The following is a 13,295-nucleotide window of genomic DNA, read 5'->3' on the forward strand; positions in this document are numbered from 1 at the left end:
CAGAAACGCCTCACGGCGCGTCTTGCGACGCTTGTGATCGTATTCCGCTTCCGCAAAACTCAACTGATCCATAACTCCTCCTGTTCGGAGAAATTATACAGGAATCGACGAGTTATTCAGAGTATCCTTAGAACAAAGATGGCCGCAGTTTTGCTATACTTTAGATGAAGCTGCTCAGGGCGATATATGTGAACGGTTGCCTGTTGTGGTTTTTGGTCAGTAATGGGTCAGTTTAAGTCAGCAGAGGGAGCGTGCCATGAAGAAAGTCCTGTTTGCACTACTTTTAACGAGTATCTCCGTTGCTACAACCCCCGTGGTTGCCGCAGATTATAAAGTGGTGAAACCTGAGAGGGTGGGGCTCTCCTCTGAGCGATTGAAAAATATGGATCGCCTGATTGATCACTATGTTGAGGAGAAGAAGATTGCCGGTGCTGTGGTGATGGTGGCACGCAAGGGAAAGATCGCCTATTTCCATGAATCGGGGCTGGCCGATGTTGGTAAACCGATGCGAAAGGATACGATTTTCCGAATTGTTTCGATGACCAAACCGATCACCAGTACTGCGATCATGATGCTCTATGAAGAGGGTAAACTGCTGCTCTCTGATCCGGTTGGAAAATATATCCCTGAATTTCGTAACCAGAAGGTGCTGGTCGCCAATCCGGAAGGCTCGGCGTTTCCTTATCGGCTGGAGCCGGTGAAGCGGGATGTGCAGATTCGTGATCTGCTGGCTCACACCTCCGGTATCCTCTATCTCTTTCTTAATGATGTGTACCCCAATCCAACCCGCCAGATGGTGGTTGATCTCTATAAAGAGGCTGGCATTACCGACGGCTTCTGTCGGCCGGATGAAGAGATTGGCGATATGGTTAAACGGCTGGCGCGTCTGCCGCTCTATGCCCATCCCGGTGAGGTATGGGATTATGGCCTGAACTCGGATGTGCTCGGTTATCTGGTTGAGGTGGTTTCAGGCCAGAAGTTCGATCAGTTTGTTGAGCAGCGGATATTTAAGCCACTGAAGATGAGGGATAGCCACTTCTATATCCCAGAAGAGAAGCTGCCGCGTCTGGCAGCGGTCTGGAAGAGTGACTGGCATGGCAAGCTGGAACGCGCTGATAATAAGCCGATCATAGCTGGTGATCTCTGCCTTTATCCATCCGATGCCGAAGCACTTTCAGGTAAGTATTTGGCTGGTGGAGCAAATGTGCTCTCCACCGTCTATGACTACTTCCGTTTTGCTCAGATGTTCCTCAACGGGGGGGAGCTGGATGGCGTGCGACTATTGAGTCGTAAAACAGTGGAGTTGATGGCTGCGACCAACCATATAGGCAAGCATGATGCCGAGTTCCTGCACAGCAAAGGCTGGAAGTTCGGTTTGGGTTTTGCCATTCAGGCTGACCGCGAACACGCCGTGGATAGTGGTGGTGTTGGCACCTTTGAGTGGGCGGGCATCTACTCCACCCGTTTCAGTATTGATCCGAAAGAGGAGAAGATCACCATCTTTATGAGTCAAACCAACCCATTTGGCCACCACTTTGAGTTGTGGGATAAGGTGCTGGTGCAGTCGGCATCGGCCATTGCAGATTAAGAGAATAGGAGATTGATGATGCAGTTATTTGCCAAGTTTATATTTGCAGCCGTAGCTCTTGGGATGATGGTGCCGAATCAGGCACTGGCAACCGGGCCGCGTGTTACCACCTCACTCTTCTCGGCGCATCACAATCAGATTCATGCTGTAGATTTCCCACCCTTTGTCTCCTCTGAGGTGGTGGATGGTGGTGTGATCTCTGAAATTATCACAGAAGGGATGAAACGCTCTAACGTTGATGCCGTAGTCACCACCCACCCGGTTGAGCGCATGGTTTATTACTACCTGTTGCAGGAGAAGGTGATGGCAGTAGCTGGCTCGCATTTTGATTTCACCAAAGCGCAGCGTGAGCAGTTGATCTTTGTGCCGGTTGTATCGCTTGAAGAGCGCTATTTCTACTATATGCCAAGTCACCCTCAGGGGTTAAATATTGAGAATGGTACAAACCTGAAAGGGCTGCGTTATGGTGCGCATCAAGGTGAAGAGATAGAGCGCTATAGCAAGGCCGGAGCCGAGGTTGTGTATGGTAGAACCGTTACACTGCTGAAGAAGATGCAGCGTGGTGAGGTTGATTTTATCTGTGCGCCACCCCGTTCGGTGGAGTGGCTGCTTAATCGTTATATGAAAGATGAGAAAGAGAACGTGATAGCGATGCCAGGAGATGCTGAAGCGCAGACATTTTATATGGTTTTTAATCGTCAGCACCCATTGGGTGAAGCGGCTGCTGAAAAGTTCAGGGACGCACTGATTGCGATGGAAAAAGATGGCACACTAGCTAGAATCACCAGTAAGCATTTCGGTGATGGGGAGTTAGGTGGCCTGTTTCTGAAGCGGCTGGAAACGATCAAGTAGATCAGTTGCTGGAGGTTTATATCTTAATTTCATTGATATCCAGAGCGATGGTGCAATCTGTGATCACTGTGATTGTAGGCAGTTTGCTGTTGTGCAGTAGTGTGGTAGCAGGTGAGGTTGTAAAGCTGGATGCCAATGAGAGCAGACCATTCTTGTCCCCATCGCTGGCAAAAGATGGCATGGTGGGTGAGATTATTCATGCTGCATCTGCAGCTGCAGGTATCGAGTCACAGATAATCTATAAACCTTTAAAACGAATGATTGAAAATGACAGCAACAATGATCTTGGTAATCCCATGTTTTTTATGAACAATCAGGATTTTTCAGCCGTGGTTCCGCTGGCGGTTTATCATGTCTCGCTGTTCTACTATCGCCCTAAACATGGCCATGCACATGAGATTGTCTCTGTTGAAAGCCTGAAAGATCACAGGGTTGGTCTGTTAAGTGGAACCCTTGTTAACAGGAGTGCCTTTAAGCGCGCAGGCATTGTTTTTGAAGAGAGTTACGCTCATGCCTCGCTGTTCAGGAAGCTGCACAAAGGGCGACTGGATGTGGTGATTGAGGTCGATCTGGTTGGCCGGGCGTTCATCCAAGATCTTTTTCCCGAAGAGGTCGAGAATTTTGGTGTGACGCGTATGCCCCAGTCAGCATCACCAATCGCCCTGAATATGGCTGTTAATCAACCAGAGGCAGCAGCTCTGGCTGCACGCTACAGAGAGGGGTTGCGCAAGATCAGAGAGAGTGGTGAATACAGAGCAATCCTGCAAAAATACTATGGTGAGCAAATTCCTGCAGATTATGAGCAACAGCTGGACCGTTTCGGATATATCTATCAGGAGGTCTCCCAGTGAACCAGCTGATCAGCAGCATTAAAAGTAAAATTATTCTGGCTGTAATTCTTATCGTAAGTGCTGGGTTTGTTGCCTATGAGGCTTATGAGTTTACTGAGATGAAGCAGGCGGCGACAGCTGAACTGCATGAACTGGCTGACCGGACTGCCGTGCGACTGGCCGAGAGTATGGTTCTGCCGGTGTGGGAGATCGATAAACAGTGGGTTGCCAGTATTATCGAGAGTGAGATGCAGGATAAACAGCTATTCGCCGTGATTGTCTATGCTGATGGTGAACTGTTTGAGGGCAGGGAGCGCGATAATAGATGGCAGAGCACCCCTTCAGCTAATCAATTTGACAGGGATTATATCACTGCCTCAAGAGAGATTATGAGAGATGGCAGTGCGATAGGCAGTGTGAAAGTCTATATCACCACCAGATTTATGAGTGAAGAGATTCAAACGCGCCTGATTGATGAAGCGAAGGTGCTTCTGCTTGTTGCGCTACTAATCGTGATTACCCTGATTACATTGATTGATCGCGTGATTGTGCGTGCACTGCAACAACTGTTAAAACAGACACAGGCCATCGCAGAGGGTGATTACTCCCAAAGTATTCAACTGCATCAAAGGGATGAGATAGGCAGGCTGGCGGCAAGTATTGATCGCATGAAAGGGAGTATCCAGCAGCGTGAAAAGGAGAGGAATCAGGCGATTGATTCAGTGCGTGAGAGTGAGCGGCGCTATCGGGCATCGGTAGAGAATGCGGCAGATGCCTTTTTCCTGATTTGTCGGGATGGCTGCTTCAAGGATGTGAACTATCTGGCCTGTGCCAGCCTTGGCTATACACGTGATGCGTTGCTTACCATGAAGCTGCCGGATATTGAAATCGCCTTTTCGCTGGAGAAGCTGGCTGGTCTGTTCAAATTGATGCAGTCCGGAGAGATGAAGACGCTGACAGGAAATCATCTGCGCAAAGATGGTTCTACCTTTCCTGTTGAGGTGCGTGTTGCGCTCACTGTGCTTGATGATGAACAGTATATTCTTGCCTATGCCCGAGATGTCAGTGAACGCAAGCAGGCAGAAGATATCTTGCGGGAGAGTGAGCTACGCTTCCGTTCGCTGTTTGAGAATGCGGCAGATGGAATATTTATTGCTGATCTGGATGGGCATTATATTGATGTGAATAGTGCTGGTTGTCAGATGCTTGACATGGAACGGGATGAGATTGTCGGAAAAACTATTCTCGACTTGATCCCTCCTGCAGATACCGGACGCCTGATTGCTTCCAAAGAGAAGATGCTTGAAGGGGATAGCGATACCTCTGAATGGATACTACGCCGAAAAGACGGGAAGCATGTTGATGTTGAGGTGAGTGCCACCATTCTGCCGAATGGTATGTGGCTGGGTTTTGTGCGAAATATCAGTGAGCGCAAACAGGCGGAAGAGAAGATCAGGCGATACTCTGAGGCGATGGAACAGTCCGGTGAGGCGATTATGATCACCGACCTGCAAGGCACTATTGAATATATTAATCCATCATTTTCCGAGATGACCGGTTACTCAGAGCAGGAGGCGTTGGGGCAGAAGCCGAATCTACTCAAAAGCGGCAACCAGAGTGAGGCCTACTATAAATCGATGTGGGATAGATTGGCTGATGGAAAGGTCTGGCATGGCAAGGTAGTCAACAGGAAGAAGAGCGGTGACTTTTATCCTGCGATGCTGACGATCTCTCCGATTAAAAATGAGCAGGGTGAGATCACCAACTATATCGCCTTGCAGCAGAGCCTTGAGGAGCTGGAGACGCTGGAGGCGCAATTCCACCAATCCCAGAAGATGGAGGCGATCGGTACACTGGTGGGAGGTATCGCCCATGATTTTAATAACAATCTGGCTGGTATAACCGGCAACCTCTATCTGGCCAAAAGAGCAGCCAAAGATATGCCTGAGATTGGTCAGCGCCTTGAAACTGTCGAAAAACTCGCCTTTGGTGCGGCGGCAACCATCCAGCAGCTGCTGACCTTTTCTCGCAAAGGTATTGTAGAGATGCATCCGCTCTCGATCTCATCATTTCTGAAAGAGACGGTGAAACTCAGCGAGATATCGTTGCCGGAAAATATCACCTTTAAGCTGGATGTGCATGATACCGAAATGAAGATCAATGGTGATATCGTCCAGTTGCAGCAGGTGTTGATGAATCTGATCAACAATGCCCATGATGCAGTAGAGCAGAGCGAGAAGCCCGCTATCTCGATTAGCCTGCATCGATTTCATGCCGATGCGCAGTTTATCGCACTGCATGAGGGGGTGAACGAAGGTGATTATGCCTGTATTGAGGTGAGTGATAATGGCTGTGGTATGAGTGATGAGAATGTCACACATATCTTTGAGCCATTTTTCACAACCAAGGAGTTGGGTAAAGGCACGGGGCTGGGTTTGGCCATGGTCTATGGCGCAGTGAAAACACATGGTGGTGTGATTGATGTGGAATCTTCTCAGGGTGAAGCGTCGGGCACGACCATGCGCATCTATCTCCCATTAATTGAGTCAGATCTGGTGTCGGACAGTGATATATCAATGGATCAGGTCGTTTCAGGGCAGGGTGAAACCATCCTGCTGGTGGATGATAACCTGACTGTACTGGAGACCGGACGTGATGTGCTTGAAGGCTTGGGTTATCAGGTGTTAACGGCGGAAGATGGTGAGTCAGCGATCGAAGTCTATAAATCGCACATGAGCGAAGTTGATCTGATTATTTTCGATGTCGTGATGCCAAAGCTCGGTGGTGTGGAAGCGCTGCAGGCGATCAGGGATTTCAATCCGGATGTGAAGGCGATATTTGCCACTGGCTATGATAAACTCAGTACGCTTGGTGCGATCAATCAGGAGTTCAAAGAGAGGGTGATCAGTAAACCCTTTGCTATGAGTAAGCTCAGCCAGTTGATTCGTGAGGTACTGGAAGAGCGTTAGGAAACTCTAAAAATTACGTCAGTATAGCTGCTTTTTACAGTGCAAAGGCGAAAGCACGGCTTCACTTTTTATGTGATTACACATCGATATGGCACGCTAAGCGCTTGAAGAGGGGAGATATGAAGGTGTTGCTTGATATGAGCAACTAAGCCTGAAAGGGGGGCTTACCACCAGCTCTCTATCTGGGTGCCGGCATTCCAGCCAGAGGTTCTGTTGGCATAGAGGTTGCCGCCAACCTGACCTGCGAAACTATTCGACCATGTCGCATAGGTGCCATAAAACCGTAAGACAGGACGTTGCCAAAAACCTTTGGCCTGTGCCAGTTCAACGGCAAAGGTGGCTTTGGTGAGGCCACCCGCTGTTCTGTTGCCATGGTTCACAACCCGGTCATGCCCCAATTCAGTGACCAAACGCAAGTTTTCATTGATGAAATAGATTGGCCGCACACCGAGACTGAACCAGCTCTGATCCGTTGCATCAAAAGCTGCATGTAGTTTTCGCTCATATAGAAAAACACTCATCCATGCCCAGTGATCTTCCTCGATAAGGTGCTGCTCAGAGAGGCGGATCGTGCTGCTTTTTTTCAGATTCTCGGCACTGGCAGCTGTTGTGAGCCTGCCGATAGAGGTTTTGCCTTCAAACAGAGGCGAGGCGGCTCCTCTTGAACTGCCCTTGCCATACTGCAGGCTAATTCTGTTTTCACCACCAAGAAAATTCTCTTGTGTATGTACAGCTCCGGCGCCCCAGCCATTGACGCTCTGCAGTGAAGTTCCAGCTGCAATCAGTGCGCCATGAATCTGTGAGTAACTGCCGTAGAGCAGCAGCTTTCCACCTCTGTTGATGGGTAGCTCAGAGAGACGAATTTCGTGCATGCTTTGTTTAATGCTTCTGTTGACTGCGATCCCGGTGATCTCAGGGTGCGTTCTGTTCTGCATGTAGCTGTATGCGAATTTGCCGAAACCAATCGGCAGATCCTTGATGCCGAAGCCATCGCCTTTTCGGTTGAACAGGAAGAAATCATTGATATGAATATCCTGGCGGTCATCGTAGCGGCGGCCAAACCATATCTTCGCTTCACCGGTCATTGGCGAGAAGTTCCCTGCCTCAAAAAACAGGTTGGAGGTATCAAGCCATTTGATCTGTCGGTCATAGGCACCGCCATACTCGATCTGGAACTCGACCTTCAGATAAGGTTTTAACGTATCACCAGCGTCACCATCAAAGTTGTAGCGAAAAAATCCGCCAATATCAAAATAGTTGTCGCACTCATTGCCCAGTCGATATTTGGCACCCGCTCCGGGTGCCTGAAAACATTGTTGAACCGAACCAGATGAGAGGCCGTGCCCGGCACGGAAATAGCCCTGCGATCCGAATTCAGCCTCTCCAGAATAGGCATGGCTTGAAAAGAGTAGCAGTGACAGAGAAAGAGATATTACAATCATATGACTGGCAAAATTATGGGTCTCTGCGCGATCCGGTGTTGATAAAGCAAGTCTCATCACTCTTTTCTCTCCTTATCGGCTTTGGCGCTTCCAATCGGCATTATATTTGCTATGATTTTATTGGAATGAATTTAGTGTTTGTTAGCATATTAAGTGCCATCCGTAGCTGCAGTGTTATCTACAGGGAGATGATGTGAAGATAGTGAAAATGGTTTTGCTGGCAGTTTTTTTTCTCATGCCTGTTGCGACCGCTTTCTGTGCGCCGGTTCAGACCGGCATCGTAGAGAATAAACAGCTGGTCTACCTGGTTTCAGATCAAAGAATCCCGTTCTGGGATATTATGTGGCGTGGCATCAAATCAAGGGCGGAGGAGCTGGGTTATAAATCCAGCGTATACAGCTCTGATAATGATGCTAAACAAGAGATTCAGTTTGCTGTCAAAGCCATTAAGGAGCGTGTGGCAGGCATCGTTGTTTCGCCGACCAACTCTTCTGCCTGCGTAACAATACTGAAGTTGGCAAAGAGCGCTGGAATTCCTGTCGTGATTGCTGATATTGGTACAGATGGTGGTGAGTATGTCTCCTATATCTCATCGGATAACAGGGAAGGCGCCTATAAAATCGGAAAAGTGCTTGCTGAGAAAATGCACGCCTTAAACTGGCAGGATGGCCGGGTTGGTATCATTGCCATCCCCCAAAAAAGGGCAAATGGTCAGGCCAGAACTGCGGGGTTTATGCTGGCGATGAAAGAAGCAGGCATCAAAGGAGCAGGAATCTGGCAGCAGGAGACCTTTTCCTATCAGGAAACCTATGATTTCTCGAAAAGACTTATTGAGGAAAACTCGGATCTTCGCGCCATCTGGCTGCAGGGGTCGGACAGGTATCAGGGCGCAATTGATGCGATTACAGATGCAGGCAAAAATAAGGAGATTCTATTAATCACATTTGATGCGGAACCTGTATTTCTGGAGTTGATTCCAGACGGGATACTGCTTGGTGCCGGCATGCAACAGCCGTTTTTGATGGGGGAAAAGGCTGTGGATGCTATGCATGCTCATCTTACTGGTCAGATTGTTATAAAGGAACAGAAGCTTCCGGTTCTGGCTGTTTCCGCTATGAACATCAAACAGAAGTTACCTCTCATTCATAGAAATGTTCTGGGCATGGATAGCCAATGAGACATTACCTCTGCTGTAATGTGGAAGTTTAATAAGAATGGCTAAATACTCTTTAAACGCTTATCTGGCTTCTGTCATTGCATTCGTTGTGATCATTGTGGTTTCGATTTATTCCACTATTTCATATTTTTCGGACAAAGCTGAGATTGAACGTGATATTAAAAATCATTCAGAAGTTGTGATTCAATCATTGCGTAAAAATATTGCCAACTACATCGAGGCTTATGCGATTAACGAGTATGAGACGCTGGTTCTGAATCAAATGGATGGTGATATTTCTGCTATCACTGTTGCTGATAAAAATATGGGAGAGATAGTGGGTGAGGGCTCCTATATCAGCGGAAAAATTAGAGATGATAACTGGAATATTGTCGATTATAACCCTGAAAATATTCAGCATCAAAAGCTGTTAGATGATTGCTTCTATACGCTTTCATCAGCAATTGCTGCGGAAGGTGATGGTCGCTCTCTTGGCGCTGTAACTATCTGTAGTTCGGATCGCTCGGTAAGGATGGCATTGCAACAAACCATTATCGAGAACCTTACTTATGCGGTGACAATCTCCTTGTTGTTGATTCTGCTGCTGTTGATAGCCATTCGACAGAGGGTTTTAAAGCCGATCTCGTTGATGGTTGGCGGACTGGCTGAAACCGATGAAAATGGCATTCCAAGGAAGAAGCTCAAAGAGGGTGGTCCGAAAGAGATCACTCTTCTCTCGGCAACGATCAACAAGATGATGGATGCCGTGCATCTTCGTGAAAAAGAGTTGCAAGAGAGCGAAAGCCGTTTCAGAAGGCTCTCACAGCAGGTGCCGATTCCATTGGCCTATGTAACAGATGGTGGCGCGATAGCGTTTATTAATGAACGTTTTACCCAAACCTTCGGCTACACCCTGGAGGATATGCCGACGATTGAGCATTGGTGGGGGATTGCCTATCCCGATGAGAGTTACCGCAAATGGGTGCAGGAGACCTGGAGCCGGGCATGCCAGGTTGCACTTGAACGGGACAAAGATATTCAGCCTCTCGAGTACAACATAACCTGCAAGAGTGGTGAGGTTCGTCCTGTAGAGATTTCAGGTGTTTTTCTTGGCAATGATCTGCTGGCGACGCTGGTTGATTTGAGTGAACGTAAACAGGCGGAGGCAAAGGTGCAGCGATATTCGCAGGCGCTGGAGCAGTCGGGTGAGGCGATCGTGATCACCGATGTCGATGGCACCATTGAGCATATCAATGCCGCCTACAGTGAGATTACAGGTTACTCCCCTGATGAGGTGCTCGGCAAAAATCCGCGTATGCTGAAAAGCGGCAGTCAGAATGCCCGCTTTTACGAGAAGATGTGGCAGACCCTGCTTAAGGGGGAAATCTGGCAGGGTAAAGTGATCAACAGGAAAAAGAGCGGTGAGCACTATCCGGCGATGCTTACCATCTCTCCGATTAAGGATGAAACGGGTAAAACAGTCAATTACATCGGAGTACAACAGAATCTTGAGAAGTTTGAGGAGCTGGAGGCGCAGTTCCATCAATCCCAGAAGATGGAGGCGATCGGTACGCTGGTGGGTGGCATCGCACACGATTTTAATAACACGCTTGCCGGCATTACCGGTAACCTCTATCTGGCGAAAAAGGCTGCTGCAGCTATTCCCGATGTGGTGAGGCGACTTGAATCTGTAGAGAAACTCTCATTCTCTGCTGCAGCCACGATTCAGCAGCTGTTGACCTTCTCGCGCAAAGGCATTGTGCAGATGAATCCGATCTCCGTCGCTACATTTTTGAAGGAGACCATCAAGCTTAATCAGGTTTCGCTGCCTGAGAATATCAATCTGCAACTGCAGATTATTGATCCTGATCTGCGGGTGAAGGGGGATATCAATCAGCTGCAGCAGGTATTGTTGAATCTGATCAACAACGCCTACGATGCTGTAAGCGAGAGTGAAAATCCCATGATTCAGGTTCGGCTGGCTAAATATATAGCTGATGATCATTTTAAGGATGCACATGAGGGTCTTATTGAGGAGGAGTTTGCCTCTCTTTCAGTGATTGATAACGGTAGCGGCATTAAGGCTGAAGATATCGATCATATCTTCGAGCCATTCTTCACCACCAAAGAACAGGGGCGAGGCACCGGACTTGGCCTGGCCATGGTCTATGGTTCTGTAAAAACCCATGGTGGTGTCGTGGAGGTGAAATCTACCTGCGGCAAAGATTCAGGAACACGGGTAGATATCTACCTGCCGCTGCTGGAGACCGAGCTGACTGTTGCCCTGCCCGAATTGAATGACGAGGTTGTACAGGGACATGGTGAAACCATACTGCTGGTCGATGATAATAAGACCGTCTTGAGTATCGGCCGTGATCTGCTTGAAGGCATGGGCTACCGGGTGATGACCGCTAAAGATGGCAGGGAGGCTGTTGAGGTTTATCAGTCGCACGGAGATAAGATCGACATGGTTCTTCTCGATGTGGTGATGCCACGCTTAAGCGGGCCGGAGGCCCTTGATGCAATCAAAGCGATCAATCCGAAGGTGAAGGCGATGTTTGCCACCGGTTACGATAAACTCAGTACGCTGGGTAGAGATAAGAGTGAACTTGAGGAGAGGATTATCAGTAAACCCTTTACGGTGAGTGTACTGAGTCAGACGGTCCGTGAGGTGCTGGAGGGTTAATCACCTTGGGCTGGATAAAACAGTGGGATGATAAAAAACGGGCTATGCAATTTCGCATAGCCCGTTTCAGTTTGTCTGACGCTGAGGGATTGTCTGACTTAAGGAATGGCCTGACTCTGAGAAACTACCTGACTCTCAGGAACTCCGGTCCCATCTCAACCACGAACTCAACGCGGCGGTTAATGGTTCTGCCTTGCTCGGTGGCATTGGAGACCAGTGGCCGCGTATCGGCATAGCCGGTTGCATGCAGTCGCTCAGGTGGAATACCAAGTGAGATCAGCGTCTCAACCACCGATGAAGCGCGTGCGGAGGAGAGCTCCCAGTTGGAAGTGTAGCGGCCACTGCGCATCGGGATATTGTCGGTATGACCTGCTACCTCAACCTTGCCGGTATAGTTGTGCAGCACCTTGGCGAGATTTTTCAGAGGAACTCTTGCCGCCTCATTAACATGGGCCTGACCTGCAGCAAAGAGCAGGCTGGCATCCATCTGCAGGCGGATCTGGCCCGGTGACATTTTAAAGTCCATGACACCACCAAGCGAGTTGCTACCAAGGATTTGAGAGAGCTTCTCCTCCTGACCCTGGCGTTGGCCCTGCCTCTGAATGGTGGCGCTTTCGGAAACAGGAGCGCCCTCAGTGGCGGTCTTCTGCGGGGAGGAGGGGGCCTGCATCTTCATGCCTGCCTTGGCGTGACTCATGGAGCCGAGAATGATGAACAGCGCCAGCAGCAGGGTCATCAGATCGAGGTAGGCGACCATCCAGCTGTCATGGGTGATATCCGGCCCGCTATCATCAAACTGATCGCCGGGATCGCTGAGAATATGACTGCGAATCGACTCCATTTTAGAGCTGGAAAGTCGTTTCTTATCTGTCGGATTAGCGTTCATCAGAAGTCATCATCCTGAACGCTGCTGCTCTTGGCTCCCCGTTTACTCGGGGCCCTCAGCTCATCATTAAAGGCGCTGCTGTTTCCTTTAAGCTCATCGCTGTACTGGGCAGAGAAAGATTTCAGGGTCTCACGGATAAACACCGGACTGCGGTTGCCCGCCAGCATGATGGTTCCCTCAACGATCATGCGCATGATCATCGCCCGCTTCTCTGTACGCCGTTCAAGTTTGATGGCGATCGGTTTGAAAATCAGGTTGGAGAGCACAAGGCCGTAAAGGGTGGTCATCAGGGCGACAGCCATATTGTGGCCGACATTGAGAAGGTCGGGGCCGTTGACGGTATAGAGCATATTCACCATGCCGACCAGCGTACCGAACATGCCGAAGGCAGGCGCATAAACACTCATGGTATGGAAGATCTGCGCCTCGGCACGTTCCTGCTCCCGCAGGCGTTTGATACGCCACTGCAGGATATTCACGATCTCATCGGCAGGGGTATTATCGATCACCAGCTGGATTGAGGTTCTCAGAAACGGATTGGCGATACGTTCAAGCTGATCCTCGATGCGGGCCAGATCACCGTGGCGGCGCAGACGCGCAGCATGGGCAATTTCAGAGATGTCATCACGAACCGAGTACTGGGTATTGCGGAAGACATGGCCAAGAACCCGCCACACTTTACCAAGCTCCTGTGCCGGAAAACTGACAAGTGTGGCGGCAAGGGTGCCTCCGATCACGACCAGCAGGCCGGGCAGATTGATGTAAACGTTAGGCTCAACCGCAGAGAGGAAGATCGAGACCATAATCAGTCCGATGCCGACCAGGATTCCTGCAATAGTAGATAGATCCATGACGATCTCCTTGGCTAAAGTGTCTGTAGATGTTG

The 13,295-nt window shown here is 49.2% G+C and carries 9 protein-coding genes; 6 read left to right on the top strand and 3 right to left on the bottom strand.

Annotation, left to right across the window (positions count from 1 at the left end; translation table 11 throughout):
• Positions 1–256: 256 nt before the first annotated feature.
• Genes F3F93_RS02840 through F3F93_RS02855 form a run of 4 tightly spaced genes read left to right on the top strand, consistent with a single transcriptional unit; the run spans position 257 to position 6,239 of the window.
• On the top strand, positions 257–1,588 hold the full coding sequence (locus F3F93_RS02840) for a serine hydrolase domain-containing protein (protein ID WP_176957661.1): 1,332 nt from the start codon (positions 257–259) through the stop codon (positions 1,586–1,588).
• A gap of 15 nt (positions 1,589–1,603) precedes the next feature.
• The gene (locus F3F93_RS02845; protein ID WP_176957662.1) at positions 1,604–2,440 is read left to right on the top strand and encodes a transporter substrate-binding domain-containing protein; all 837 of its coding nucleotides are present in this window, start codon (positions 1,604–1,606) and stop codon (positions 2,438–2,440) included.
• Positions 2,441–2,499: 59 nt separating this feature from the next.
• The gene (locus F3F93_RS02850) at positions 2,500–3,291 is read left to right on the top strand and encodes a transporter substrate-binding domain-containing protein (RefSeq protein ID WP_176957663.1); all 792 of its coding nucleotides are present in this window, start codon (positions 2,500–2,502) and stop codon (positions 3,289–3,291) included.
• The gene (locus F3F93_RS02855) at positions 3,288–6,239 is read left to right on the top strand and encodes a PAS domain S-box protein (RefSeq protein WP_176957664.1); all 2,952 of its coding nucleotides are present in this window, start codon (positions 3,288–3,290) and stop codon (positions 6,237–6,239) included. Before F3F93_RS02850 ends, F3F93_RS02855 begins: the two co-directional genes overlap by 4 nt.
• Before the next feature lie 164 nt (positions 6,240–6,403).
• On the opposite strand, the gene F3F93_RS02860 is transcribed toward F3F93_RS02855, so the two are convergent.
• Positions 6,404–7,738, bottom strand: coding sequence for a carbohydrate porin (locus F3F93_RS02860; protein WP_176957665.1), 1,335 nt, complete (start codon positions 7,736–7,738; stop codon positions 6,404–6,406).
• Positions 7,739–7,916: 178 nt separating this feature from the next.
• Between F3F93_RS02860 and F3F93_RS02865 the strand changes: the two genes are divergently transcribed.
• Positions 7,917–8,858, top strand: a complete 942-nt coding sequence (locus F3F93_RS02865; RefSeq protein ID WP_176957842.1) for a substrate-binding domain-containing protein — start codon at positions 7,917–7,919, stop codon at positions 8,856–8,858.
• Between the two features lie 178 nt (positions 8,859–9,036).
• Positions 9,037–11,523, top strand: a complete 2,487-nt coding sequence (locus F3F93_RS02870; protein WP_176957666.1) for a PAS domain-containing sensor histidine kinase — start codon at positions 9,037–9,039, stop codon at positions 11,521–11,523.
• A 124-nt stretch (positions 11,524–11,647) separates the two neighbouring features.
• On the opposite strand, the gene F3F93_RS02875 is transcribed toward F3F93_RS02870, so the two are convergent.
• Entirely contained in the window at positions 11,648–12,409 is a 762-nt protein-coding gene (locus tag F3F93_RS02875; protein ID WP_176957667.1) for an OmpA family protein, read from the bottom strand.
• On the bottom strand, positions 12,409–13,260 hold the full coding sequence (locus F3F93_RS02880) for a MotA/TolQ/ExbB proton channel family protein (RefSeq protein WP_176957668.1): 852 nt from the start codon (positions 13,258–13,260) through the stop codon (positions 12,409–12,411). Before F3F93_RS02880 ends, F3F93_RS02875 begins: the two co-directional genes overlap by 1 nt.
• Positions 13,261–13,295 lie beyond the last annotated feature (35 nt).

This window comes from Mariprofundus sp. KV (genome assembly GCF_013387475.1).
In the GTDB taxonomy this organism is placed as follows: domain Bacteria; phylum Pseudomonadota; class Zetaproteobacteria; order Mariprofundales; family Mariprofundaceae; genus Mariprofundus.

Bases quoted from the DNA above. Each gene is read 5' to 3' on its own strand.
- F3F93_RS02865 (WP_176957842.1), top strand. From the start codon at position 7,917: ATGCCTGTTGCGACCGCTTTCTGTGCGCCGGTTCAGACCGGCATCGTA.
- F3F93_RS02845 (WP_176957662.1), top strand. From the start codon at position 1,604: ATGATGCAGTTATTTGCCAAGTTTATATTTGCAGCCGTAGCTCTTGGG.
- F3F93_RS02875 (WP_176957667.1), bottom strand. From the start codon at position 12,409: ATGAACGCTAATCCGACAGATAAGAAACGACTTTCCAGCTCTAAAATG.
- F3F93_RS02880 (WP_176957668.1), bottom strand. From the start codon at position 13,260: ATGGATCTATCTACTATTGCAGGAATCCTGGTCGGCATCGGACTGATT.
- F3F93_RS02840 (WP_176957661.1), top strand. From the start codon at position 257: ATGAAGAAAGTCCTGTTTGCACTACTTTTAACGAGTATCTCCGTTGCT.
- F3F93_RS02860 (WP_176957665.1), bottom strand. From the start codon at position 7,738: ATGAGACTTGCTTTATCAACACCGGATCGCGCAGAGACCCATAATTTT.